This is a genomic window from Duganella sp. BJB476, assembly GCF_003416895.1.
GTDB lineage: Bacteria > Pseudomonadota > Gammaproteobacteria > Burkholderiales > Burkholderiaceae_D > Rugamonas.
This window is the reverse complement of the sequence record NZ_QVIO01000001.1, coordinates 505,685-530,708: the sequence shown is the minus strand read 5'-3', so window position 1 is coordinate 530,708 and position 25,024 is coordinate 505,685. Positions and strand designations below refer to the sequence as shown.

The following is a 25,024-nucleotide window of genomic DNA, read 5'->3' as shown; positions in this document are numbered from 1 at the left end:
AAAAACACCCCGCAAGCCGCGTGGCTTACGGGGTGTCAATGAAATGCTGTGCAGGGATCAGGCTTTACGGCGGCGCGCGGCAACACCCAGCAGGCCCAGGCCGGCCAGCAACATGCCGTAGGTTTCCGGTTCAGGAACAGCCACCACGGTGAAATCGGTGGCGCCGATGTAAGCGCCGGTCATGGTGACGTAGCTGATCGACGGCGTGCTTTCCAGAAAACCGTGGAATTCCCCCTGGTTCAGGCCACCATTTGTCGTAAAGGTCAAGCTGGTCGACTCGATCAGGTTGGAGTGCGCGTCATAGGCCGAGATAACTGCCGGACCGAAGGGCACCGGCACGTAGTTGAAGAAGGCGCCGACTCCCCTGACCGCCTGGCTGAACGCCAGCGTCATGGAGCTGCCGCCGTCATTGGTGCCGGCCATTGTCAGGCCGCTCCAGAAGCCGTTATCGTTAAAGCCATAGCCGCCGTTGTAGCCGAAGACCGCATTGGAATTGGCGCTACTCCAATCCACACCCGGCGCCAGCGTCTGCGGACCGGGACCAAAGTAATTAAGCGCAGGCATCACCAAAACCGTACCGCCGGGCAATGACGTCACCGGGGCGGCTTGGGCGGTTAGCCCGGCAAGAGCACACAACACAGCTAATATAAGTTTATTCATGGAGGACTCCTGACAATTCTGCGCCTGGAATTGACGCATTGTAACTTTCACATGAAAACTTACTGTTGTCAATATTCTATTGCGAAAATACCACAAATATTTCCTTGATGAAAATATTTCCGGTTTCAGGCAAGCATTTGCTGCGCCACCAGGATGCCGTCAGCGTCGGCATAGATCCAGTCGCCGGGCTGCACCGGCACGCCCTGGATGTACACCCGCACGTTGCGCTCGCCGACGCCCTTCTTGCTGCTCTTTTGCGGATGGGTGGCCAATGCGCGCACGCCGATTTCGCAGGAATTGATCTCGTCGGTGTCGCGAATGCAGCCATCGACGATGATGCCGGCCCAACCGTTGTCCTGGGCCAGCAGGCCCAGCTGGCCGCCCACCAGCGCGCGGCGCAGGCTGCCGCCGCCGTCGATCACCAGCACATTGCCGCCGCCCGGGGTTTCCAGCACCGACCGCACCAGCGCGTTGTCCTCATGCACCTTGAGCGTGGTCACGCGGCCGGAAAAACGCTGCTGCTTGCCAAAGTGCAGGAACACCGGCGGCAGCACGGCCAGGCGGCCGTCCTCCAGCAGGTTGGCGTTGTCGTCGCATAAATCGGTGGTGGCAAAGCTCATGATGGTCCCGTGCGTGTTGGTTAAGATAGCAAGGATTCTATGCTGTTTTAGGCAAGCCCACCACGCGGGTCTTGCTGCCGACCCCGATCGCGGTCAATATCACCAGCGCCTGGAACACGCCGATGCCAATGAATACGCCGGACGGATGGTTGGCGTCCATCAGCGCGCCGAACAGCAGCGGCCCCAGCGCCAGCCCGCTGTCCAGGCCGGAATACACGACGCCGAACACGCGGCCGGTGGCGTTGGCCGGCGCCGCGCCGCGTATCAGCAGGTCGCGCGACGGTCCCGAGATGCCGGTCACCAGGCCGATCAGCCCCATCAAGACCACCGCCAGCCAGGCCGGCACCACGGCGGCGGCCAATACCAGCGCCAGCAGCGCCGCCGTGCCGAAAGCCAGCATGATGATGCGGTCGTGATGGCGGCTGCCGGCGCCGAGGAAGCCGCCGTACAGCATGCCCACCGCCGAGGCCAGCATGTAGGCGGTGTAGGCCGTGGTGGCCCACGCCAGCGACATGCCGTACAAGCTCACCAGGCTGGTGGCCGCGAAGCTCTGGATGCCGGCCAGCGCCACAGCCGAGATCAGGAAGAAGGCAAAGCACATCCACACTACCTTCAGCCGCAGGAAGCTGAACGCACTGGCCTGAACGCCAGCCGCAGCCACCGGCGCCGCGACCGGTTCCGGCCGCAGCGCGTGACGGTTCCAGACCAGCAGCGCCAGCACCGCCAACGGCAGCAAGGCCGCACTCAGCAGCGCGGTGCGCCAGTCCGTGCGGGCGGCCACGAACGTCAGGAACAACGGCGAAACCGCCCAGCCGATATTGCCGCTGATGCCGTGCACCGAAAAGCCGTGCGCCAGCCGCGCCTTGGACACCCGCTGGTTCAGCAGCGTGTAGTCGGCCGGATGGAATACGCTGTTGCCGCAGCCGGCCAGGAAGGCCCCCAGCATCAGCTGCGCGTAGCTGTGCGCGCTGGACAGCATCAGCGCCGACAAGCCCAGCAGCGCGATGCCGCTGAACAGCACCGTGCGCGCGCTGTAGCGGTCGACCACGAAGCCGGCCATCGCCTGCCCCACGCCGGAGACGGTGAAAAACACCGTCATCAGCAAGCCCAGCTCGGCATAGGAGAGATGGAATTCCGGCTTCAGCCACGGAATCAGCGCCGCCAGGATCACATGGTAAAAATGCGAAGTGCCATGCGCCAGCCCGACCAGGCCGATGACCCTGGCGTCCTGCCGCAGCAACGATGTGTCCTTCATGCCGCCTCCCCGTTTCAAAAAAAGAAAGGATAGTGTAAGCATTTGTCGCCAGACCGATTTAAGATAGCAGGTCAACATTTGTCGAGAATCCGCCATGCCGATACCGGTCGTCACGCACACGCAATTCAACTGGCATTGCGACTTCCCTACCGAGGCCCGACCGCTGACCATGTCCGGTCGCGATCTGCCGGCCGACGCCGCGCTGCTACCGCACCACCATCCGTGGGGCCAGTTCACCTACGCGATGCAGGGCGTGATGCGGGTGACGGCCAATAACAGCAGCTGGATCGTGCCGCCGCAGCGCGCCATCTGGATCGCGCCGGACGTCGTGCACGCCGTCACCGTGCTGGAGCCGACCCGGCTGCGGCCGTTGTGCGTGCACGCCAGCCGCTCGCCCTTCCCCGACGCCTGCAAGGTGGTGGAAGTGTCCAGCCTGCTGCGCGAGCTGATGGCCGCGCTGGAGCAGCACGACCAGAATGAGCAATCCGGCCGCGAGCAGCTGCTGGGCGAGATGATCCTCGATGAACTGCCGCGCTGCGCCGGCCGCGCGCTGCGCGTGCCGCTGCCCGACGACAAGCGCCTGAAAGCCCTGTGCGACGCGCTGATCGCCGATCCCGGCGCCGAGCACACGCTGGAAGGCTGGGCCGGCCAGGTCGGCGCCTCCGAACGCACGCTGACCCGCCTGTTCGAACGCGAGCTGGGCATGAGCTTCAGCCAGTGGCGCCAGCAGGCGCGGCTGGCGCACGCGGCGCCGCTGATCGCGCGCGGCGTGCCGCTGTCGCAGGTGGCGGCGCAGCTGGGTTATGCCAGCCAATCGGCCTTTTCCGCCATGTTCAAGAAGACCTTCGGCAGCACGCCGACAGCTTTTTTCGCTGAAAAATAGATAAACGGTCAAGTTTTCGAAAAATGCACCGTTAATGTTGTCTTGGACGAAAGTACGGTACATTAGTGGAAACTCAACAACTGGAAAAGCGGTATCGCATGACCGACGTGTCACTCTTCTCGAGCGAACAGATCGCAGCGCTGCTTGCCGCGCTGCCGGACCCGGCATTTATCCTGACGCGCAACGGCATCTACGCCGCCCTGTTCGGCGGCACCGACGCCCGCTACTATCACGACGGCAGCACCCTGGTCGGCAAGCGCATACCCGATGTGCTGAACGCCGAGAAAGCCGCCTGGTTCCTGGCGCAGATCGCCGTCGCGCTGGCCAAACGCGGCTTGCACGTGGTCGAATACCGGCTGGATCGCAAGGATGTGAAAGGCCTGGACAGCGACGGCCCGGAAGACACCATCTGGTTTGAAGGCCGGGTGCAGGCGCTGGAATACCAGGTGCTGGGCGAGGACGCCGTGCTGTGGGTGGCCAGCAATATCACCGCCAGCAAAAAGCTGGAAGCGCTGCTGCGCATGCAGAGCGAGACCGACTCGCTGACCGGCCTGGCCAACCGCCGCAAGCTGATGCAGGCCCTCGGCGACACCCACGAACTGCACGCCCGCTACAAGACGCCCGCCTCGGTGCTGATCTTCGATATCGACCGCTTCAAGGACATCAACGACAAGTACGGCCACCTGAGCGGCGACAAGGCGATCCAGACTACGGCCGAAGTCTGTCGGCGCGAGCTGCGCAGCACCGATTTTCCGGCCAGGCTGGGCGGCGATGAGTTCGTGATTTTGATGCCGCACACCAGCTGGACGCAGGCGGTGCCGATCGCCGAGCGGCTGCGGCTGCGCATCGCCGAACAGTTGCGGGAGCTGGGCACGCTGGGCAGCGGCGCCACCATCAGCGGCGGCTTGAGCGAAATGCTGCCCGGCGACACCTCAAGCGAAGAAGTGTTGAAACGGGCGGACGATGCGCTGTACCGCGCCAAACGCGACGGCCGCAATCGCATCGTCCACCACGGCGCTTAGCTGATTAGCTGAAGTCCAGCTCGCCGTTCGCGGCGTCGATGTGGATGGTGTCCTTGGGGCCGAAGCGGCCTTGCAGGATCAGCTTGGACAGCGGATTTTCGATCTGCTGCTGGATCGCCCGCTTCAACGGCCGCGCGCCATACACCGGATCGTAGCCCGCCTCGGCAATCTTTTGCAGCGCCGCTTCGGTGATGGTCAGCGTCATCTCCATCTTGGCCAGGCGCTGTTCCAGGATCGCCAGCTGGATCTTGGCGATGGCGCCGATGTTCTTCTCGTCGAGGCCGTGGAACACGACGATTTCATCGATACGGTTGATGAACTCGGGACGGAAGTGCGAGCGCACCTCGGCCATCACCGCCAGCTTGACCACGCCTGGATCGGAGTCCTCCATCGCCTGGATCTTGTGCGAGCCCAGGTTGGAAGTCATGATGATGACCGTGTTCTTGAAGTCCACCGTACGGCCCTGGCCGTCCGTCATGCGGCCGTCGTCCAGCGCCTGCAGCAGCACGTTGAACACGTCCGGATGCGCCTTCTCCACCTCGTCCAGCAGGATCACGCTGTACGGCTTGCGGCGCACGGCCTCGGTGAGGTAGCCGCCCTCGTCGTAGCCCACGTAGCCGGGCGGCGCGCCGATCAGGCGGGCCACCGAATGCTTCTCCATGAATTCGCTCATGTCGATGCGTATCATCGATTCCTCGGTGTCGAACAGGAAGCCGGCCAGCGCCTTGGACAGCTCGGTCTTGCCGACGCCGGTCGGCCCCAGGAACATGAAGGAGCCATACGGACGGTTCGGATCGGACAGGCCGGCGCGCGAACGGCGGATGGCGTCGGACACGGCGGCGATCGCCTCGTCCTGGCCGACCACGCGCTCATGTAGCTTCTCTTCGATGTGCAGCAGCTTGTCGCGCTCGCCCTGCATCATGCGCGAGACCGGGATGCCGGTTGCGCGCGACACCACCTCGGCGATTTCCTCGGCGCCGACTTCGGTGCGCAGCAGCTTGGGTTTGGCGGCCTCGCCAGCCTTGAGGTTGGCGCTCTCGGCCTGCTTGAGCAGGGCTTCCAGCTCGGGCAGGCGCCCGTACTGCAGTTCCGACACGCGCTGCCAGTTGCTCTCGCGCGTGGCCTGCTCCATCTGCAGCTTGATGCGTTCGATCTCTTCCTTGATGTGGGTACTGCCCTGCACCACCGCCTTCTCGGCCTTGAGGATTTCCTCGTAGTCGTTCAGTTCCCGTCCCAGCTTGACGATCTCTTCGTCGATCAGGTCCTGGCGGCGGCGCGAGGCATCGTCCTTTTCCTTCTTGACGGCTTCCTTCTCGATCTTCAGCTGGATCAGGCGGCGTTCCAGCTTGTCCATCACCTCCGGCTTGGAATCGATCTCGATCTTGATCTTGGACGCGGCTTCGTCGATCAGGTCGATCGCCTTGTCGGGCAGGAAGCGGTCCGTGATGTAGCGGTGCGACAGCTCGGCCGCGGCGATGATGGCGGCGTCCGAGATGGCGACCTTGTGGTGCAGCTCATACTTGTCCTGCAGGCCGCGCAGGATGGCGATGGTGGCCTCGACCGACGGCTCGTCGACCAGGATCTTCTGGAAGCGGCGCTCCAGCGCGGCGTCCTTCTCGATGTACTTGCGGTATTCGTCCAGCGTGGTGGCGCCGACGCAGTGCAGTTCGCCGCGCGCCAATGCCGGCTTGAGCATATTGCCCGCGTCCATGGCGCCATCGGCCTTGCCGGCGCCAACCATCGTGTGCATCTCGTCGATGAAGACGATGGTCTGGCCCTCGTCCATGGCCAGCTCCTTCAGCACCGACTTCAGGCGTTCCTCGAACTCGCCGCGATACTTGGCGCCAGCCACCAGCGCCGCCATGTCCAGCGACAGCACGCGCTTGCCCTTGAGCGAATCGGGCACCTCGTTGTTGACGATGCGCTGCGCCAGGCCTTCGACGATGGCGGTCTTGCCGACGCCGGGTTCGCCGATCAGCACGGGATTGTTCTTGGTGCGGCGTTGCAGCACCTGGATCGCGCGGCGGATCTCGTCGTCGCGGCCGATCACGGGATCGAGCTTGCCGGCGCGGGCGCGCTCGGTCAGGTCCAGCGTGTATTTTTTCAGGGCTTCGCGCTGGCCTTCGGCTTCGGCGTTGTCGACCTTGGCGCCGCCGCGCACGGTGTCGATGGCCGCTTCCAGCGATTTGCGGGTCAGGCCGTTTTCGCGCGCCAACTTGCCGGCGTCGGATTTATCCTCGGTCAGCGCCAGCAGCACCATCTCGCTGGAGATGAACTGGTCGACGCGCTTCTGCGCCTCCCGGTCCGCCAGGTTCAGCACGGAGACCAGCTCGCGGCCGGCCTGCACGTCGCCGCCGGTGCCGGACACCTTGGGCAGCCGCTCCAGCGCCGAGCCCAATGCCTTGGTCAAGCCGCCGACATTGACGCCGGCGCGCTGCAACAGTGAGCGCGCGCTGCCGTCGTCCTGGTTCAGCAGCGCGGTCAGCAGGTGGACCGGCTCGATGTATTGATTGTCATTGCCCACGGCCAGGCTCTGCGAGTCCGACAAGGCTTCCTGGAGTTTGGTGGTGAGTTTGTCATGCCGCATGGAATTGCTCCGATAAATTTAACTTATCGCATACATAGGGGTATGCGATCCGTTTTCAAGGAGACACCTATTTAAATCACAAATCCATGCGCTACATCAATTAGGGCTCAGTGCTCCACTTTTTCAGCGCGACATCGTCGCTGACGCGGGCGTCCACCCAGCGCGAACCGGCCGGAGTTTGCTCTTTTTTCCAGAACGGGGCCTCGGTCTTCAGGAAATCGATGATGTATTCGCAGGCGGCGAAGGCCTCGCCACGGTGCGCCGAGGTCACAGCCACCAGCACGATCTGCTCCAGCGGCTTGAGCGGACCGACCCGGTGGATCACCAGCGCGCCGAACACCGGCCAGCGCTGGCGGGCCTGCTCGATGATGGCGAGAATGGATTGCTCGGTCATGCCGGCGTAATGCTCCAGTTCCATCTCGGCCACGCTGGCGCCCTCGTTCAGGTCGCGCACCGTGCCGACAAAGTTCACGATGGCGCCGACCTTGGGGTTGGCCGCGCGCAGCTGCGCCAGCTCGGTGCTCAGGTCGAAGTCTTCGGTCTGGATGCGGACCTGGAAGCTATCGCCCGCGCTCATGCACGCTCCGCAGCGCCGATGCGGCGGAACAATTGCTCGATGCGGCTGGCGGTGCGGTCGTCGGCCAGGGCCGGCATCGCGCACAGTTGCAGGTAGGCGGTGCCGGCGCTCTGCGGCTTCTGGCCGGACTTCAGCGACGATTGCAGCACCTCGACCTGCATCTTCAGGCGCTCGCGCGCGAACTCGGCGCCGCTGTCGACGCCGGCCACGATCTCCAGCCGCAGCACTTCATCGAGTAGCTTGGCGCGGTTGCGCTCCAGTTGCTCGGCGTAGGCGCTGCGCTTGCCATCCAATGCGCCCAACGCCGCGTTGAAACGGCCGTGCAAGGCACGCTCGTACTCGGCGGCCAGCGGCGGCAGCGCCGACCAGCGCGACTGCCAGTCCGCACCGTCGATCGCCGCGCCGTCGGCCGGCGTGCCGATCGCGCTCTCCAGCGCCTGGCACAGGCGCAGCTTGTCGCGCAGCGCGTTGGCCTGGGCGGCGCCGGCGCGGCGCTTGATCGCGTCGGCCTGGCCCTGCACCGTCGCCATCGCCGCCTGATAACGCTGCGTGATGCGCGCTTCGGACGCGCGCGGCACGCCGCCGGCCGCATGCCAGGCCGCGGCCGTGTCGCGCAGCAGCTTGGCGATGGCCGCCAGTTGCGCCTTGTCGTCGCCGCTGAAGGTGGCCGTTTCCAGTTCATTGCACAGCGCTTCGCGCGCGTGCAGGTGGGCCTTGCGTTCGTGGTCGGCGGCGTGCGCGGACTCCTTGCGCTTGGCAAAAATCGCGTCGCAGGCGGCGCGGAAGCGTTGCCACAAGGCCTGTTCGATCTTGCGTTCCAGCGGCAGCGCCTTGGCCTGCTCCTGCCAGCGCTCCTGCAGGCGGCGCAGATTGTCCAGGGTGTGACGGTCGCTGGCCTGCATCTGCTCGGCTTCGGCGATCAGCTGTTCGCGCTTGGCGCTTTCGATCTTGCGCTGCTCGGACAGCGGCGCCAGCATCTGCCCCAGCGCCTTGTCGAAGGCCTGGTCGAGCTTGCGTTTTTCCTTGCGGTCGATGGTGCCCAGGCGGCCCCACATCTGGCGCAGACGCTGGCCGGCGGCGGCCACGTTCTTCAGGTCCGCGCCCTCGCTGGCCGCCGTGGCGGCCATATTGCGGGTTTCGTCGATCAAGGCCTGGGCCTTGGCGGCGTTGGCGTGGCGCTCGTCGGCCAGTTGCTTGAAGTGGGCGGCGGCCGGCGCATAGGCGGCGGTGCAGGCGCTGTCGAAGCGCTCCCACAAACTCTTGGGCGCGTGGCCGGAGACCGCGTCCAGCGACTTCCAGCGCTCGCGCATGCTGCCGACTTTCTTGGCCAGCTCGCTCATCGCCAGGCCCAGCGCGGGCAGCTCTTCCACTGCCTTGACCAATTCCTCGCGCGAGACGTTGCCGCCCCAGCGGGCCCAGTCGCCCAAGCGCTTCAGCTCGGCGCGGACGTGGTTCAGGCGGTCGGTCTGGGCCGACGTCAGGCGGGTCTTGTGTTCCTTGAGCCACTTGTCGTGATCGGCGGCGGCGTGCAGCAAGCCCTGCTCCAGCGCGGCTTCCATCGCATCCAGCGTTTCGAGGAATTTTTTATCGGTTTCCTTGGGCGCGGCCGGCTTCTTCGGCTCGCGCGCGGCGGGCGCAGATGCAGGCGCAACGGCGGCGGATGGCGCGGCGGCCGGTGATTCGGCCGCAGGCGCGGCTTCCGGCACGGCGGCGGGACGCTGGCTGGCGGCCGTCAGCGCGGCACGGCTCTGCTCCAGCGCTTGCGCGAAATCGCTCAGCAAATGCTTGGGCAAGGCGTTATGTTCCGGGGCTTGCTGGTATTCGGCTTGGGCGGCGGCGTGACGCTCCAGCGCCTGCTGCGCCTCTTCCGGCGGCAAGCCGGCGGACGGCAGCTGGCGCAACGCAGCCATCGCATCGATGATGGTCCGCTGCAAATTGACTTGGGCTTCCAACCGCGCAGCCAGCGCGGCGCGCGCGGTGGCGAACGGCTCGGCCAGCGCCGGCACGGCGGCGGTGACCTGCCATTGGCGATCCAGGTCGGCCACCTGGTTGGGCGTCAGCTTCTCGTCCTGCAACAAGCGCTGGGCCTGGTCCAGGCAGGCTTGGGCTTTGTTCTGCTCGGCCAGCTGGTAGCGGATCGCATCCAGCCGTCCCTGCATCAGCTTGGCGACGCGGCGGTCGGTATTGCGCATCGCCTGCAACACCTGTTCGAGATGGGCCTGGGACTGCACATGCTCGGCGGCCGCCAGGCGCACGCCGGCAAACTCGCTGTGCAGGATCAGCTCGACGGCGGCGGCCTCGTCGCCCGCCAGCGCGGCGGCGCGCTGCGCCTGCTCCTCGCGGCGGCTGGCCGATGCGGCAGCGGCGGCGCCCTGCTCGGGAGTGGCCATGGCGGCCTGCTGATCGGCCGCCTGGTCGGTAGTTCGCTTGAAGATGAAATCGAACATGGATGCGCTATGAGATGGCTAAAACCACCATCATAGCAAAGCGAGGGGAATTTGCTCGATGCGTATGCTATTTGGGCGGTTATTTCATCGCCGGCAGTTGCCGGGTCGATCGGGCAAGGGTGGCGGGCGCCGTTTGCGCCGCGCTTTCCTCGATACTTACTATCGGCAACACCTGCAAACCGGGGATGCTGATCTGGCCATCGTCCACCACGCGGACCGCGCCGGCCAGGTTGCGCGCGGCCACTGCCTTGGGCTTGGCGGCTTCGACCGCCTCGACCGCGGTCAGGCCCGCGCGTTTCATTTCTTCCAGATGCTTGTCGTGCATCATCAATTGATTCGCGATGGAAAACCACGTTTCGCCGGCGATGGCGTTGCGGGCGATGGCGAACAGCTCCTGCTCTTCCTTTTCCAGCCGCTTCAGCAGCGAGGCGCAAAAGGTTTCGATGCTGTCGCAAATCAGGTTGACCTGCTCGTCGCGCACCTCGGCCACCGAGCCGAGCTTGTCTTGCAGCATGCGGATCGACAACAGCGCCGACTGGTTCAGACGGTTGAGCTCGTCCAGCAGCTGGTCGGCGCGCTCGGTCGCCTCGCGCAGCGCGGGGATCAGGTACATCTCGGTTTTACGCCAGTGGCAGGCCTGGTACAGGCTGTTCAAGTTCTCGCAGGCATATTCCAGCTGCGACAGGGTGATGCTGTTCTGATGCATCAGCGTGGAGCGCACATACTTTTGGAACGATAACAAACTGAGGCGGACACTTGCGTGTTCCACCGACAGTGCTACCAGAGTATATGTGGCAGTTAACATTCTGACTCCCAAAACTGAAGTTGCGCGCGCCCGGATGAGCGGCAAGACCGGAAGTAAAAGTGTAAATAAAGCCGACAAACACGCTTTGAGCTAGAACAAATACAGGCCGTAGCGTTATGCATATCAATATATAACAACCCGGCCACGAATGCTATCGTAAAGACAATTGAAGCCGCACCATTCCCGCCTCCGGGTGCGGCAAAACCACGCCGCCGAAATGGCGCACCAGCTTTTGCACGCCGAGATTTTCCGACAAGGCGTCGCCGACGATTTCCGCCGTGCCGCGGCTGCGGAAATAATCGACCAGTTTCTGGAACAGAATGTAGCCCAGCCCCTGCCCCTTCAAGTCGGAACGCACGATGATGGCAAATTCAGCGGACTGATTGTCCGCATCGGCCACGGCGCGCACCACACCCAGCGTTTCCGGTTCGCCACCCTGGCCGTTGCGGGTGGCGATGAAGGCCATCGCGCGGTCGTAGTCGATCTGGGTCAGCCGCGCCAGCTGCGACGGCGGCAGTTCGCGCATGGCGGTGAAAAAGCGCAGCCGCACGTCGTCCGGATCCAGCGCGGCGAAGAACACCTGGTGCTGCGGCGCGTCCTCCGGCCGGATCGGCCGCAGCAGGATGCGGCCGCCGCCCCAGTCCAGCTCCTGCTCCAGTTCCAGCGGATAGGGGCGGATCGCCAGCGTGTTGTCGCTGCGCGCCGGCGCCAGCCGCACGCGCGCGGCCAGCGCCACCACGCCGCCGCCGATCGCCAGCAGCGGATTGAGATCGAGTTCCGCCAGCTGCGGCAGGTCGGCCACCATGTCGGCTACCTGCACCAGCGTGCGGCACAGCGCGTCGGCGTCGGCGGCGGTCTGGCCTTGCGCCAGCAGGCGCGCCACGCGGGTGCGGCCGACCATGTCGCGCGCCAGCACCATGTTCAGCGGCGGCAGGCCGGCGGCGCGGTCGGCCGCCACCTCCGCCGCGATGCCGCCCTGGCCGAAGAACACCACCGGGCCGAACACCGGATCGGTGGCGATCTGGATGCAAGCCGCCGCCAGCGTCGGGCCGGTCAGCGCGGCCTGCTGCGGCGTCGCCAGGGCGATGCCGTAGGCCGACAGCAGCTCGCGCGCATCCTTGTCGGACAAATCGCCGCGGCCGGCGGCCAAAGCGGCGATCACCAGCGCCTGCGCCGCCGCGCGTTCCGGCGCCGCGGTGGCCGGCAGGCGCGCCGGCACTTCCATCAGCAGGTCCTGGTTGCGCCGGTACTGGGCGATTTGCAGGAAGCCATGGATCGCCTTTTCCGGCGTGTCGTAGGTGGGCAGGCCGGCGTCGGCGAACACCTGGCGCGCGGCCGCCACCGAACGGCCGCCCAGCCAGCAGGACAGCACGTTCTTGGAGGCGTTGCGCATCATCGGCGCCACCGCCGCCGCAATCAGGCTGCTGGGCACCATGGCGGTGGGCGCGTGCAGGAACAGCAGCGCGTCGGCCTGGGTTTCGCGTAGCAGCGCTTCCACCGCGCTGGTGTAGCGCTCGACCGGCACGTCGGCCAGCAGGTCGACGGGATTGGTCAGCGGCGCGTCGGCGCGCTTCAGCAGGCGCAAGGTCTCGGCCGACAGCGGCGCCAGTTGGGCGCCGCCGCATTCCAGCGCGTCGGCCGCGATCAGGCCCAGGCCGACGCCGTTGGTCAGCACCGCCAGCCGTTCGCCGCGCTGCGGCCGCTGGCGCGCCAGCGTCTCGACGGCGTCGAACAGGTCTTCGGTGGAATGCACGCGCAGCATGCCGGCGCGGCGGATCGCGGCGTCGAACACCAGGTCGGCGCCGGGGGCGGCGTCACGCCCCACTTTCAGCACGATCACAGGCTTGCCGCGCGCCGCCAGCCGTCCGGCCGACATGAACTTGCGCGCGCAACGGACATCCTCGATGCACAGCAGGATGGCCTCGGTCCCGGGATCGCCGGCCAGGTAGTCCAGCAGGTCGCCGAAATCGACGTCGGCGCCCTCGCCCATCGCGACAAAGCGCGAGAAGCCGATGCCGCGCAGGCTGGCCCAGTCCAGCACCGCCGCGCCCAGCGCGCCCGATTGCGACACGAAGGCCAGCTTGCCGGGATCGGCGGCGAGATGGGTGAAGCTGGCGTTGAGCCCCAGCGCCGGCGATTGCAGGCCGACGCTGCCCGGTCCCAGGATGCGCAGCAGGTGCGGCTTGGCCGCCTCCAGCATCGCCTGCTGCAAGCTGCGGCTGCCGGCCTTGATGTCGGCCAGCCCCGCCGTCATGACGATGGCGGCGCGGGTGCCGCGCGCGCCCAGTTCCGCGATCAGCCCAGGTATCGTCGACGGCGGCGAGCACAGGATGGCCAGGTCCGGCGCCGCCGGCAAGGCCGACACCCTGGCGTAGCACGGCATGTCGTGCAGCAGCTGGTGCTTGGGATTGAGCGGCCAGATGGCGCCGCCGTCGCGGCCAAAACCGGCTTCCGCCAGGTTGGCCAGCACGCGCGTGCCGATGCGCTGCGGGTTGTCCGATGCGCCGATCACGGCCACCGAGCGCGGTTGGAACAATTGGTCGAGATTCCTGATGCTCATGGCGGCCCTACCTTTTTACCAACGTGATGCATGATCCTCGGTCACGCCCATCATCTGCGTGACCATGCGTTTCGGTTGGTCGGGCGCGCTGCGCACCCAACCGGTGAAGGTGCCGATCGGCTGCAGATAGCGGCTGGCCGCCACCACCAGGTTCTTGTTGTCGCGGCGCGCGCCTTCCGGCGTGAAGTACAGCTCCAGCAAATCGTCCTCGGTGAAGATGTGCCACTGCGACAGCGGATCGCTGCTGTCGTAGATGAAGTGCACGGGCGCCAGCGCGTGCACCTGGCCGTCCAGCCACAGCGCGTTCTCGTTGCCGCCGAAGTAGCCCGACTGCAGATTGAAGCCCATCTCCAGATTGTGCGCCGAGGCCCAGCGCCAGGCGGTGTTCCGCGCCAGCAGGCCGTTGGAGTAATCGAAGCTGGCGACGCCGCCGGCCAGGTTGTAGTCCTCGCGGAAGGTGCGCACCTCACCGCTCAGCGGCAGGCCGGACGACTTCTGCGTCGCGTGCACCGAGCCTTGCGCCACCGGCCCGGTGGCCAGCAGCAGCGGCGAGGCGCCGGGACCGAATTCGGCGTCGATCTCCAGGTAGTCGCAGCGCAGCGTCAGCGCGTAGCTGCCGTCGTCGCGACTGTCGATGGCGATGCTGCTCTTGCGCGTCTTGAAGCTGCTCGACGCGCCGGCATGGTCGGCCAGCCGCGCCGACAGGCCGGGCAGGCCGTCCTGGCCGAAGTTGGCCAGCATGTCGCCGTCGCTGCGGTCGAAGGCGTAGGCGAAGGCGGTGCTGGTCCAGCCCAGGTCGACGATGGCCACCGCGCAGAATATCTGCTCGGTGCACAGCGCCACGTAATGCCAGCGCTTGTGGTGAAAGCGGCGCCAGAAACGGCTGCGCGCAAACGGCGCGGCCAGCTGGCTCCAGTCGATATGGCCAACCTGGCCGGCGTAGCGGCCGAATAGCGGCTGGCCGTCGGGGCTCAGCAGGCTGGCGGGGGCGGCGGGCAAACTCATTGAACTCCCATCATGCAGCTTCCATTTCCTTGGTGTTGGTGGCCAGCGCGGCGCGCAGCAGCGGCGCAAAACTCTCCGGCGTGGCCTGGGTGATCTGTACATCGGGGCACTCGTGCCAGTTGGCCAGGCGCTGCAAGGCGCTAGCGACGTCGCGCACGAAACGGTCGCTGACGCGCACGCCCGGCTCTAGCGCCAGCGATTTCAATTCGAAGACGCCGCCGCGCCGGTGCGCCTTGGCGTCCACCCGGCCGACCAACGCGCCGCGCCGCAGGATGGGCAGCGTGAAGTAGCCGTAGCGGCGCTTCTCCGCCGGAGTGTAGCACTCCAGCCGGTAGTCGAAGCCGAACAGTTCCAGCGCGCGGCGGCGGTCCCACACCACCGGGTCGAACGGCGACAGGATGGTGGTCAGCGTCGGCGCCAGCGTGCCTGCGGCGGCAGCGGCCAACAGTTCGGCGTGGTCAGGGTGGACATAGATCGGATCGTCCCAGTCATCGACCCAGGCGCGCAGCAGCAGGCCCTGCTCGACCAGCTCCGCCGGATCGAGGCGCGGCGGCTTGGTGCGGAAGTAGTCGCTGATCCAGCCGGCGCGGGCGCAGCCCATCGCCTTGACCGCCTTCAGCACCAGCGCGCGGCGGGTGTCGTCCATGTGCGGCATGCGGCTGTCGTCCCAGCCGGGCAGCACGCGCTCGGCCAGGTCGTAGATGCGCTGGAAGTTCTCGCGCGCGGCGATCATCAGCGCGCCGGACGTGAACAGCACTTCCAGCGAACGCTTTTCCGGCTTCCAGCTCCACCAGCCGCCGCTCTGGCCGTCGGTGCGCTCGAAGTCCGAGGAGCGGGTCGGGCCGTTGGCGCGGATGTGGGCCAGCACGGCGTCGACATCGGCGCGGCGTTCGACCATCCAGGTCTCGGAATACTTCCAGCCCATCGCGGCCGGGTCCAGCATGCGGTGGCGATACAGGCCGTAATCCTCGATCGGCACGAAGCAGGCCTCGTGCGCCCAGTACTCGAACAGCTGGCCGGCCGCCAGCGCCTGCTCCAGCCACGGTTGCGGATAGTCGCCCAGGCGGCTCCACAGCACCAGGTAGGGGCTGCGCGCCACCACGTGGATGGTGTCGATCTGCAGCACGCCCATTTGCCGGATCGCGTCCACCACATCGGCCTGGCGCGCCTTGCGGCGGCGCGGCTGCAGCAATCCCTGCGCCGCCAGGTGCAGCGCCCTTGCCGCGGCCAGGCTGATAATCAATTCGTTCATGAACGCTATTCTAATAAAGAAATCAACATTGCCTGTGATCGGAAAGCGGTTTTTTTTGACTCGCCAACCACAAACGTGACATTTCCGTGCAGAATATCCACACATGGCAAGCAGCTTCCTTTTCGCGGTGAACGTAGATTTTCGATGAACCCTTTTGCCACTCGCCCGTTTGTGAATTACTTAAGCCGCCTGTATCGCGCGATACTGCTGCCGGTGTTTGCACTGGCGCTGCTGGCGGCCATGTGGGCGGCCGCGGCGTACCAGATCGGCCAGGAGAAGCAGAACGCCCATTACGAGGCGGTGCTGCATAGCCAGTCGCTGGCGCGCACGCTGGCCGAACACACCAACCACCTGCTGCGCCAGATCGACCACGCGACGCAGCTGTTCAAGCTCAAATACGAGGAAACCGGCGGCACGCTGCGGCTGGCCGAATTCACCCGCAGGAACGGCCTGCTCGATTCGCTGCTGCCGTCCAAGCTGGACCTGCCGCTGGCGTTGATCAGCGCCGACGGCAAGCTGATAGACAGCCGCAACGGCTACTTCGCGCCGGACCTGCGCGAGCAGCCGCTGTTGCTCCATCACGCCAACAATCCGGCCGATACGCCGCTGGTGTCGACCCCGGTGGTCGAACCGCGCACCAAGAAATGGCAGATCCTGATTTCGCGCCGGCTGAACGACCGCCAGGGCGAGTTCGCCGGCATCATCATGGTGATGATTGATCCGGCCGCCTTCGTCGAGGACTACGACCGCCTGAACGTCGATCCCGGCGGCGCGGTGCTGTTGATCAGCCGCGAAAACGGCATGTCCACCGCCCGCGTCGACGAACAGCTGATCATCAGCGACTCGATCGACTTCACGGCGGCGCAAGGCGGCGGACAGCAGTCGGACGAGCTGCTGCTGGCGCATCCGTTCGACGCCGTCGAACGCATCTACGGTTACACCGAAATGCCGCGCTACCTGATGCTGGCGGTGGTCGGCAACCCGGTCACCTCGGCGATGGCAACCTTCGAGCACCGGCGCGACATCTATTACCGGGCGGTGGCAGTCGCCTCCGTGCTGGTGCTGCTGTTTGTCGGCCTGCTGATGCAACAGGCGCACCGCCTGCGGCGCAGCGCGCGCATGGTCACCGAAGCGCAGACCATGCTGCGGGCCGCGGCCGACGCCAGCATGGACGCGGTCTACCTGTTAAAGGCCTGCCACATGCGCGGTCCGGGCAAGGAGGTGGTCGACTTCACCATCGCCGACCTGAATGAACGCGGCGCGGCGCTGCTGGGCTCCACCGCCGAAGAAGTCAAGGGCAAGCGCCTGATCGAGGTGCTGCCTGCGCTGCACACCAAGGGCTTCATCGAAAAGTACAAGACAGTGCTGTCCAGCGGCCGGCCGCTCGAGGAGGAATTCGAAGTCGACTTCCTGCCGGGCGCGGACCATCTGTGGCTGCACCATCAGATCGTCGCCATCCACGACGGCGTGGCCGTGACCACGCGCGACATCACGCCGCGCAAGGAAAGCGAACTGGCGATGCGCAAGAACCAGGCGGAACTGGCGGCCGTCAACGACGCCTCGCCGCTCGGATTGATACGGGCCGATCCCGCCGGCCACTGCACCTACGTCAACCGCACCTTCGAATTCATCACCGGTCTGACGCGAGAAGAGGCGCTGGGCGATCAGTGGATGCGCGCCGTCCACCCCAACGACCGCCCGGTGCTCAAGGCGGCCCTGGGCCACATGGCAAAAACCCGCGCGCCCTACCAGGACACGGTGCGCTGCGTGCACCCCGACGGCATGATGATCTGGATCTCGTTCAAGGTCGCGGCGATGGTGGTGGACGGCCAAATCTACGGCTACGTCGGCACGGTGGACGATATCACCCACGTGCGCAAATCGGTGATGGCGCTGCGCGAAAGCGAATCGCGGCTGCGCACCATCGCCGACACGCTGCCGGCGATGGTGGCGTATGTCGATTCGGAGGAGATCTACCGCTTCCACAACGTCGCCTACGAACGGGAATTCAACCGCACCGGCGTGACGGTGCTGGGCAAGACCATCGAGGCGACCATGGGCGGAGAGCGCTATCAATTCCTGGCGCCCTACATCAAGCGCGCGCTGGCCGGCCAGACCCTGACCTTCGAAGAGGAAGATCCCGACACCGCCGTCGGCCGCACCTTCGAGGTGGTCTACATCCCGCAGATGGACGAAGACGGCGTCACCGTGATCGGCTTCCACGTCATGCGGCAGGACATCACGGCGCAAAAGCGCGAGAAGCAGCGCCTGCTCAAGCTGTCGCAGGTCGATGCGCTGACCGGGCTGACCAACCGCGCCGGCTTCCTGCAAAAGCTCCAGGACACCATGGCAGACTGCCGCGAGAACCACAGCCTGATGGCGGTGATGTACATGGATATCGACCGCTTCAAGCCGGTCAACGACACCTTCGGCCATAGCGTCGGCGATGCGCTGCTGAGGGCTTTTTCGGGACGGCTCACGCACGCCGTGCGCGCCAGCGACACCGTCGCCCGCCTGGGCGGCGACGAGTTCACCATCATCATGGAGCGCATCGCCCGGGTCGACGCCGCCGATGCGCTGGCGGCCAAGATCGTCGCCGCGATGCAGGCGCCGTTCGACCTGGATGGCACGGTGGTGTCGATCTCCGCCAGCATCGGCCTGGCCTACTACCGCGGCGAGGATGTCACCCCGGCCGAACTGCTGAACCGCGCCGACGTGCTGCTGTACGAGGCCAAACAGGGTGGCCGCAACACCTTCCGCGCCGGCCCGGCCCTGCCGACGACGGCCAGCAACGCGGCCTAGCCGGAGGCCGATCCACTTTTATCAACTCATCCGGCGCCATCTTGCGCTATATTGTGCGCTTCCCGGCTGTTTTGATTACACATCTTCATGCGTCTGCTGCACACCTCCGACTGGCATCTCGGCCAATCCCTGCATAATTTCGAGCGTACCTACGAGCACCAGCACTTCCTGGACTGGCTGCTCGACACCGTCGCCGCCGAACAGGCCGACGCGCTGCTGATCGCCGGCGACATCTTCGACAACGCCAATCCGTCGGCGGCGTCGCAGAAGCAGCTGTATCGTTTTTTGCAGCAGGCCAGGGAGCGCGTGCCGCATCTGAACCTGGTGGTCATCGCCGGCAACCACGATTCACCGGGACGGCTGGAGGCGCCAGGGCCGCTGCTGGAAGCACACGGCACGCGGGTGGTCGGCAGCGTGCAGCGCAAGGCGGACGGCGAGATCGACCTGGAACAGCTGGTGCTGCCGCTGACCGGCCGTGGCGGCGCGGTCGAAGCCTGGTGCCTGGCCGTGCCCTTCCTGCGTCCCGGCGACGTGCCGCGCGTGGCGACCGAGGAAGGCGCCGATCCGTATTTGGCCGGCATCGCCCTGCTCTACAAACAGGCGCTGGAACTGGCGCTGTCCAAACGCCAGCCTGGCCAGGCGATACTGGCCATGGGCCATTGCCACATGGTCGACGGCCAGATGTCCAACGATTCGGAACGCCGCATCGTCATCGGCGGCACCGAAATGCTGCCGGCGGGGATCTTCGACCCGGCCATCGTCTACGCCGCGCTGGGGCATTTGCACCTGGCGCAAAGCGTCGGCAAGCAGCAGCATATCCGTTACTGCGGCAGTCCGATTCCGCTGTCGTTTGCGGAGGTGGGCTATCAGCACCAGATCCTGCGCATCGATATCGACGGCGGCGAGGTGCGCGAGATCGCGCCGCTGATGGTGCCGCGCGCGGTCCAGTTGCTGCGCGTTCCTGCCAAGCCGGCACCGCTGGCGCAGGTGCTGGAGGAACTGGCGGCGCTGGCGACGCTGGATGCGGAGCCGGAGCAGCAGCCCTTCCTGGAGGTGCGGGTGCGGCTGGACGCGCCGGAGCCGGGCCTGCGCGCGCGCATCGAGGCGGCGCTGGACGGCAAGCCGGTGCGGCTGGCCAAGATCGAGACTTCCAGCGCGGCGCGCAGCACCTCGATCGATGACGAGGTGATGACGCTGGACCAGCTGGAGCAGCTCAAGCCGGACGATATCTTCCGCCAGCTGTACCGGCAAAGGTTCGACAACGATGCGCCGACCGACCAGTTGAGCGCCTTCGCGGAACTGATGCTGACGCCGGGGCAGCCATGAGAATCCTGAAAATCGGCGGTAAGAACCTGGCGTCGCTGGCGGGCGAATTCGGCGTAGACTTCGAGCAGGAGCCGTTGGCGTCGACTGGCCTGTTCGCCATCAGCGGCCCGACCGGCGCCGGCAAAAGCACCCTGCTCGACGCGCTATGCCTGGCGCTGTACGACGCCACGCCGCGCCTGTTGAAAGTCGCCGGCCGCAGCTACCTGACCGACGTCGGCGCGGAGACCGTCTCCACGCAGGACACGCGCACGCTGCTGCGTCGCGGCACGGCCGAGGGTTACGCGGAAGTGGACTTCGTCGGCAACGACGGCGCCTCGTACCGCGCCCGCTGGAGCGTGCGCCGCTCGCGCACCAAGGCCGAAGGCGCGTTGCAGCCGACCGCCATGACGCTGCATCTGCTGCCGTCGCTGCAAGCCATCGGCGGCACCAAGACCGAAGTCAAGGTGGAAATCGAGAAGCGCATCGGTTTGTCGTTTGAGCAGTTCACGCGCGCCGTGCTGCTGGCGCAGAACGAGTTCTCCGCTTTCCTCAAGTCCGAGGACAATGAACGCGGCGAGCTGCTGGAGACGCTGACCGGCAGCACCGTCTACAGCGAGATCTCGATGCGCGCCTTCGAGCGCGCCAAGCTGGAACAGGCGGCGCTGCAAAGACTGAGCGCCCGCCTGGCCGACCAGAAGCCCTTGAGTGCAGAACAACGCGGCGAACTGGAAGCGCACAGCGCGACCGCCGCCGCCGAGCTGCAAGTGCTGGAACAACGCAAAGCGGAACTGGAACAGGAACTACGCTGGCACAAACAGGCCGAGAAACTGGCCGAGGACGAACAGTCGGCGCAGAAGGCCTGCCAGGCCGCCGTCGCCGAAGTGGAAGCATCGGCGCCGCGCCGCACCGCGTTGGCGCGCATCGCCGCCGTGCAAGCGGCGCGTCCGCTGGCCGCCGAAATCGAGCGCATCGCCGCCGACATCGCTGCCACGCAAGCGGCCATCGCCGCCAGTACGCAGGATGCCGCGCTCGCGGCGCAGGCACTGGAGCGCGCCACGAGCGCGCAAGCCCAGGCAGCATCGCAAGTACAGGAATCGGAAGCCGCTCAACGCGCCGCCGCGCCGCAACTGGACCAGGCCAAGGCGCTCGATGCCCGCATCGAAGCCATGCTGCCCGCTTACCGCCAGGCCGCCGCAGCATGCGAAAAGGCCGATCAGGCGGACGCCGTCGCGAGGGCTGCGCTGCAGGAACGGCAGGACGAACGCCAGCGCCTGGGCGCGCAGCATGAAGCAGGCGTCGCCTGGCTGGCGCAGCACAAGCAATGGCAGACGATGGCGCAGTCGTGGGAGCGCTGGGACGTGCTGTTCGTGCAGGCCGGCCAAGCCGCCGCGCAAGCCGAGAAGCTGAGCGGCGCGCTGGCCCGCGTGCAACGCAACGCCAAGGCTCATCGCGAGGACGAAGCTGATGCCAGCGGCAAGCTGGCCGCCTCCAACGTCGCCCTGCAAACATTGGAAGCGCAACGGCAGGAAGCGGCGCGTGCACTGACGGCCTTCCCGGCCGAGCAATTGCAGACATCGCGCCACGATTGGGAGCTACGCCGCGATCAGTTGGCGTCGGCGGAAAAGATCTGGATCGAACTCGATGCGCGGCAATCGCGGCATGCGCATATCCAGGCCCAGTCCGGGCAGCTGCGGCAGGCCGTGGAAGCGGCCGAGATCCAGCTGAAGGCGGCGCAGCAGGAAGGCGTCGGCATATTGGCCGCGTTCTCGCAGGCGGAACGTTCGCTGAAACTGGCGGAAGCCGCCTGCGCCAGGAACGTGGAATCGCTGCGCGCCGCGCTGGAAGACGATACGCCTTGCCCGGTATGCGGATCGAATGAGCATCCGTATCGCCACGACAACGACGGCCTGCACGACATGCTGACCGAGTTCCAGGCGGAAGTCACCCGCTGCCGCCAGCAGATGGAAGCCAATGTCAACCAGCAGGCGGCACAACGCGCCACCGAACAGGCCAGCCTTGAGCAGCTGAACGCGCTGTCCAGCGAAGGTCGCGCCGTGGCGCAAGCGCTGGAGCGCGTCGCCGCCGCGTGGCACAGCTACCTGCACGCTGCGGACCACGGCGAAGCCGCGTCGCAGCTTGCGGCCTCGCTGCCGCCCGAGCCTGAGCGCACCGGCTGGTTCGTCGCGCAGTTGGAGCTGGTGCGCGACGCGCTGCAAGCCATCGAACGGCAGGAGCACGCCCTGCGTGCGGCCCGCATCGCGCGCGACCAGGCACAATCGGCCTACGACCTGGCGGCGGCCGAGCACACGCGTTTGCAGAGCGTCGCCTCGCACGCCCAAACCGCGCTGGCGCAATCGAATACGGAACACAAGGCGCTGGACGACCAGCGCATCGAAGTGGCCTTGACGCTGGGCGCCCTGCTCGCCGACCTGGACCCGGCCTTCAGCGGCGGCGACATTCCGAGCGACGAGTGGAAAGACGACTGGAAGGCCGGTCCCGCCCGATTCTACGAAGCCCGCCACGCCGAGAGCCGACAATGGCTGGCGCAGCGCGCCGCCTATGACGAACGCGCCGCCGCCATCTCCACCGTCGACGTGGAGGTGAAGGCGCTCGCCGAAGCACAGACCAAGGCCGGCCTGGACGCCGTCAATGCCCGCGTAATCTACAGCAGCGCCGACACCGCGCTCAAGGACATGCAGCAGCAACGCATGGCGCTGTGGGGTGGCAAGGAAGTGCGTGATGTCGAAGCGGCGCTCAACGCCGCCATCGACGCCGCCAGGGAACGGCTGGCCGGCCTGCAAACCGCCGCACAGCAAGCGGCCCAAGCCCGCGCCCGCGCGGACGAGGCGCTGGCCCAGGCCGCGCAACGGCTGGCGGCACTGCACGGCGCATCGGCATCGGCGGCGGCCAGGCTGTCCGACTGGATCGCCGCATTCCAGCAGCGCCAGCCCGACGCCGGCCTGCGCGACCTGGAGCACCTGCACGCGCTGCTGGCTCACTCCGCCGAGGAAGTCGACGCCGAACGCGCCGCCTTGCAAGCCATCGACCGCGCGGCCGACCACACCGCCACCGTGCTCAATGAACGCCAGCGCCAACGCCAGCAACACCAGTTATCCGCACCGCAGGAGCGCGCGTCGGCAGATGAACAAACGCCGATCGCACTGCTGGCCGCCGCACTGAACGAACTGGCGATCGAACGCAAGACAGCCCATGACCACACCACCGCCCTGCAACTGGCGCTGGCGCAGGACGACGCCAAGCGCCAGCAATCGCAAGCCATGCTGGCCGAGATCGCGCAGCAGGAAGCGATCGAACAGCGCTGGGCGCGCATGAACGACCTGATAGGCTCGGCCGACGGCAAGAAGTTCCGCAACTACGCCCAGCAATTCACGCTGGATGTCCTGCTGGGTTACGCCAACGCCCACCTGAACCACCTGGCGCGCCGCTACCAGCTGGAACGCATCGACAACCCGGCCAGCCCGTCGCTGGCCCTGCTGGTGCGCGACCAGGACATGGGCGGCGAGATGCGCTCGGTGCATTCGCTGTCCGGCGGCGAATCGTTCCTGGTGTCGCTGGCGCTGGCGCTGGGACTGGCCTCGCTGTCGTCCAACCGCGTGCGCGTCGAATCGCTGTTCATCGACGAAGGCTTCGGCAGCCTGGATGCAGAAACCCTGCGCGTGGCGATGGATGCGCTGGACGGCCTGCAAGCGATGGGTCGCAAGGTCGGCGTCATCTCGCATGTGCAGGAAATGACGGAGCGGATCGCGGTAAAAATATTGGTACAACCTTCGGCAGGCGGCAAAAGCGCGGTCACAGTGCAGTAGAATGGTGTTTTATTGTTAATTCAGGCCGGCTCATGAAATTGCTGCTTCGTCTGTGTTTTTGCTTGTCGACCGTACTGCCGCTGGCGCATGCCGCGCCCTGCGCCGCGCCATTCGCGCAAGGCGACGGCTGGGAACTGGCGGCGCCTGAAACATCGGGCTTCAACGCCAACGCGCTGTGCGTCACGCTGACCGCGCTGGCCGGGGGCAAGGACAACATCCACGGCATCGTCATTGAACGCCACGGCAAGCTGGTGGCGGAGATGTACCGCACCGGTAAGGACCACTCGATCCGGCGCGGGCTGGGCGTGTGGCCGCCGTTCGCGCCAACGGTCGAATTCGGGCCGGACACGCTGCACGACGTGCGCTCGATCGGCAAGAGCGTCATCAGCCTGCTGGTCGGCATCGAGAAGCAGCGCGGCAAAATCGGCGCGCTCACCACGCCGGTGCTGGACTACTACCCCGAATACCAGGACTTGCGGTCGCCGCTGCTGAACGCCGTCAATCTCGAACACCTGCTGACCATGAGCGGCGGCTGGAAGTGGGACGAAGGCGCGCAGCCCAACAACGAGCTGCGGCTGTTCTGGAAAACCGACCAACTGCGCTACGTGCTGGAGCGGCCCATCGTCGCGCCGCCTGGCACCGTATGGAATTACAACGGCGGCGGCACCACCATCCTGGCCGACATCGTCAGCCGCGTCAGCGGCCAGCCGTGGATCGAGGTGGCCCGCAAGGACTTGTTCGAACCGCTGGGCATCCTGCAGTGGGAATGGGTGACCGACTTGCGCGGCCGGCCGGCGCCGTTTGCGGGACTGCGCCTGCGGCCGCGCGACATGGCCAAGCTGGGACGGCTGATGCTGAACCACGGCCGCTGGAACGGCCGCCAGATCGTGGCCGAGGAATGGGTGGCTGAATCGCTGAAGCCGCGCCTGAGCGTCGGTTTCAGGAGTCCGGGCAACCAGCCGGACGAGCTGCATTACGGCTACCAGTGGTGGGACGGCACGGCAGCCTGGCATGGCCACCGCACGCCGTGGAGCGCCGCCTTCGGCAACGGCGGCCAACGCATCTTCATCGTGCCGGAGCTGGACCTGACAGTGGTCATCACCGCCGGCGACTACGGCTCGGATGCGATGGGCGCGAAGGTCAACCAGCTGCTGCACACGCTGATCGCCACCGTCAGCGACTAGAACATCCTAGCGTTCGCGGCGCTCCTTTCGCTCCAGCTTGAGCATCTCCCACCCCAGCTCGCGGCGGATTTGCTGGGCGTCCGGCGGCGGGCGCCGTTCTGCGATTTGCGTCTGCAACCACTGCCGCACAGATTCTTTGCTCGGTTGCTTCTTTTGGTCCATGGTCTTGCCTCTTTGGTGGAAGATGATCCCCAGTAGACCTTCAACGCGGGCGCGCCCCGCCAGTTGACCAGCAA

General features: G+C 66.3%; 17 protein-coding genes. 6 read left to right on the top strand and 11 right to left on the bottom strand.

Features of this window, described 5'->3' with window-relative positions:
- Positions 1-57 precede the first annotated feature (57 nt).
- The 3 genes from D0T21_RS02360 to D0T21_RS02350 all read right to left on the bottom strand — a co-directional run bounded on the left by D0T21_RS02360 (position 58) and on the right by D0T21_RS02350 (position 2,535).
- A complete protein-coding gene (locus D0T21_RS02360) occupies positions 58-564 on the bottom strand; it encodes an FxDxF family PEP-CTERM protein (protein WP_229211305.1) in 507 nt (168 codons plus the stop codon).
- A 221-nt stretch (positions 565-785) separates the two neighbouring features.
- The gene (rraA, locus tag D0T21_RS02355; RefSeq protein WP_116988230.1) at positions 786-1,280 is read right to left on the bottom strand and encodes a ribonuclease E activity regulator RraA; all 495 of its coding nucleotides are present in this window, start codon (positions 1,278-1,280) and stop codon (positions 786-788) included.
- Positions 1,281-1,317: 37 nt separating this feature from the next.
- On the bottom strand, positions 1,318-2,535 hold the full coding sequence (locus tag D0T21_RS02350) for an MFS transporter (protein ID WP_116988229.1): 1,218 nt from the start codon (positions 2,533-2,535) through the stop codon (positions 1,318-1,320).
- A 94-nt stretch (positions 2,536-2,629) separates the two neighbouring features.
- On the opposite strand from D0T21_RS02350, the gene D0T21_RS02345 reads away from it, so the two are divergent.
- Together D0T21_RS02345 and D0T21_RS02340 are read left to right on the top strand one after the other, a co-directional pair.
- Entirely contained in the window at positions 2,630-3,418 is a 789-nt protein-coding gene (locus D0T21_RS02345) for a helix-turn-helix transcriptional regulator (protein ID WP_116988228.1), read from the top strand.
- 98 nt (positions 3,419-3,516) lie between these two features.
- On the top strand, positions 3,517-4,440 hold the full coding sequence (locus D0T21_RS02340) for a GGDEF domain-containing protein (protein ID WP_116988227.1): 924 nt from the start codon (positions 3,517-3,519) through the stop codon (positions 4,438-4,440).
- Positions 4,441-4,444: 4 nt separating this feature from the next.
- On the opposite strand, the gene clpB is transcribed toward D0T21_RS02340, so the two are convergent.
- The 7 genes from clpB to D0T21_RS02305 form a co-directional block, all read right to left on the bottom strand.
- Positions 4,445-7,027 (bottom strand): ATP-dependent chaperone ClpB, encoded by a 2,583-nt coding sequence (gene clpB, locus D0T21_RS02335; RefSeq protein WP_116988226.1) that lies wholly within the window; start codon positions 7,025-7,027, stop codon positions 4,445-4,447.
- 100 nt (positions 7,028-7,127) lie between these two features.
- Complete coding sequence (locus D0T21_RS02330) at positions 7,128-7,604, bottom strand: molybdenum cofactor biosynthesis protein MoaE (RefSeq protein ID WP_116988225.1); 477 nt, start codon at positions 7,602-7,604, stop codon at positions 7,128-7,130.
- Positions 7,601-10,051 carry a DUF349 domain-containing protein gene (locus D0T21_RS02325; protein ID WP_116988224.1) on the bottom strand — a complete coding sequence of 817 codons (2,451 nt, stop codon included), beginning with the start codon at positions 10,049-10,051 and terminating at the stop codon, positions 7,601-7,603. Before D0T21_RS02325 ends, D0T21_RS02330 begins: the two co-directional genes overlap by 4 nt.
- Positions 10,052-10,130: 79 nt before the next feature.
- The gene (locus tag D0T21_RS02320) at positions 10,131-10,757 is read right to left on the bottom strand and encodes a hypothetical protein (RefSeq protein ID WP_229211304.1); all 627 of its coding nucleotides are present in this window, start codon (positions 10,755-10,757) and stop codon (positions 10,131-10,133) included.
- A gap of 250 nt (positions 10,758-11,007) precedes the next feature.
- Positions 11,008-13,416 (bottom strand): bifunctional acetate--CoA ligase family protein/GNAT family N-acetyltransferase, encoded by a 2,409-nt coding sequence (locus tag D0T21_RS02315; RefSeq protein WP_116988222.1) that lies wholly within the window; start codon positions 13,414-13,416, stop codon positions 11,008-11,010.
- Between the two features lie 15 nt (positions 13,417-13,431).
- Positions 13,432-14,421, bottom strand: coding sequence for a DUF2804 domain-containing protein (locus tag D0T21_RS02310; RefSeq protein ID WP_116988221.1), 990 nt, complete (start codon positions 14,419-14,421; stop codon positions 13,432-13,434).
- A 10-nt stretch (positions 14,422-14,431) separates the two neighbouring features.
- Positions 14,432-15,673, bottom strand: coding sequence for a winged helix-turn-helix domain-containing protein (locus D0T21_RS02305; RefSeq protein WP_116988220.1), 1,242 nt, complete (start codon positions 15,671-15,673; stop codon positions 14,432-14,434).
- A 171-nt stretch (positions 15,674-15,844) separates the two neighbouring features.
- On the opposite strand from D0T21_RS02305, the gene D0T21_RS02300 reads away from it, so the two are divergent.
- The 4 genes from D0T21_RS02300 to D0T21_RS02285 all read left to right on the top strand — a co-directional run bounded on the left by D0T21_RS02300 (position 15,845) and on the right by D0T21_RS02285 (position 24,788).
- Positions 15,845-18,475, top strand: coding sequence for a diguanylate cyclase domain-containing protein (locus D0T21_RS02300; protein WP_229211303.1), 2,631 nt, complete (start codon positions 15,845-15,847; stop codon positions 18,473-18,475).
- Positions 18,476-18,562: 87 nt separating this feature from the next.
- The gene (locus D0T21_RS02295; protein ID WP_116988218.1) at positions 18,563-19,801 is read left to right on the top strand and encodes an exonuclease SbcCD subunit D C-terminal domain-containing protein; all 1,239 of its coding nucleotides are present in this window, start codon (positions 18,563-18,565) and stop codon (positions 19,799-19,801) included.
- The gene (locus tag D0T21_RS02290) at positions 19,798-23,604 is read left to right on the top strand and encodes an AAA family ATPase (protein ID WP_116988217.1); all 3,807 of its coding nucleotides are present in this window, start codon (positions 19,798-19,800) and stop codon (positions 23,602-23,604) included. The genes D0T21_RS02295 and D0T21_RS02290 overlap by 4 nt, the downstream gene beginning before the upstream one ends.
- Positions 23,605-23,636: 32 nt before the next feature.
- Positions 23,637-24,788, top strand: coding sequence for a serine hydrolase (locus tag D0T21_RS02285; RefSeq protein WP_116988216.1), 1,152 nt, complete (start codon positions 23,637-23,639; stop codon positions 24,786-24,788).
- Positions 24,789-24,794: 6 nt separating this feature from the next.
- On the opposite strand, the gene D0T21_RS32160 is transcribed toward D0T21_RS02285, so the two are convergent.
- On the bottom strand, positions 24,795-24,950 hold the full coding sequence (locus D0T21_RS32160) for a hypothetical protein (protein WP_199538385.1): 156 nt from the start codon (positions 24,948-24,950) through the stop codon (positions 24,795-24,797).
- Positions 24,951-25,024: the final 74 nt, after the last annotated feature.

Bases quoted from the DNA above. Each gene is read 5' to 3' on its own strand.
- D0T21_RS02345 (WP_116988228.1), top strand. From the start codon at position 2,630: ATGCCGATACCGGTCGTCACGCACACGCAATTCAACTGGCATTGCGAC.
- D0T21_RS02310 (WP_116988221.1), bottom strand. From the start codon at position 14,421: ATGAGTTTGCCCGCCGCCCCCGCCAGCCTGCTGAGCCCCGACGGCCAG.
- clpB (WP_116988226.1), bottom strand. From the start codon at position 7,027: ATGCGGCATGACAAACTCACCACCAAACTCCAGGAAGCCTTGTCGGAC.
- D0T21_RS02315 (WP_116988222.1), bottom strand. From the start codon at position 13,416: ATGAGCATCAGGAATCTCGACCAATTGTTCCAACCGCGCTCGGTGGCC.
- D0T21_RS02360 (WP_229211305.1), bottom strand. From the start codon at position 564: ATGCCTGCGCTTAATTACTTTGGTCCCGGTCCGCAGACGCTGGCGCCG.
- D0T21_RS02285 (WP_116988216.1), top strand. From the start codon at position 23,637: ATGAAATTGCTGCTTCGTCTGTGTTTTTGCTTGTCGACCGTACTGCCG.
- D0T21_RS02295 (WP_116988218.1), top strand. From the start codon at position 18,563: ATGCGTCTGCTGCACACCTCCGACTGGCATCTCGGCCAATCCCTGCAT.
- D0T21_RS02290 (WP_116988217.1), top strand. From the start codon at position 19,798: ATGAGAATCCTGAAAATCGGCGGTAAGAACCTGGCGTCGCTGGCGGGC.
- D0T21_RS02305 (WP_116988220.1), bottom strand. From the start codon at position 15,673: ATGAACGAATTGATTATCAGCCTGGCCGCGGCAAGGGCGCTGCACCTG.
- D0T21_RS02325 (WP_116988224.1), bottom strand. From the start codon at position 10,051: ATGTTCGATTTCATCTTCAAGCGAACTACCGACCAGGCGGCCGATCAG.
- D0T21_RS02330 (WP_116988225.1), bottom strand. From the start codon at position 7,604: ATGAGCGCGGGCGATAGCTTCCAGGTCCGCATCCAGACCGAAGACTTC.
- rraA (WP_116988230.1), bottom strand. From the start codon at position 1,280: ATGAGCTTTGCCACCACCGATTTATGCGACGACAACGCCAACCTGCTG.
- D0T21_RS02340 (WP_116988227.1), top strand. From the start codon at position 3,517: ATGACCGACGTGTCACTCTTCTCGAGCGAACAGATCGCAGCGCTGCTT.
- D0T21_RS32160 (WP_199538385.1), bottom strand. From the start codon at position 24,950: ATGGACCAAAAGAAGCAACCGAGCAAAGAATCTGTGCGGCAGTGGTTG.
- D0T21_RS02350 (WP_116988229.1), bottom strand. From the start codon at position 2,535: ATGAAGGACACATCGTTGCTGCGGCAGGACGCCAGGGTCATCGGCCTG.
- D0T21_RS02320 (WP_229211304.1), bottom strand. From the start codon at position 10,757: ATGCATCAGAACAGCATCACCCTGTCGCAGCTGGAATATGCCTGCGAG.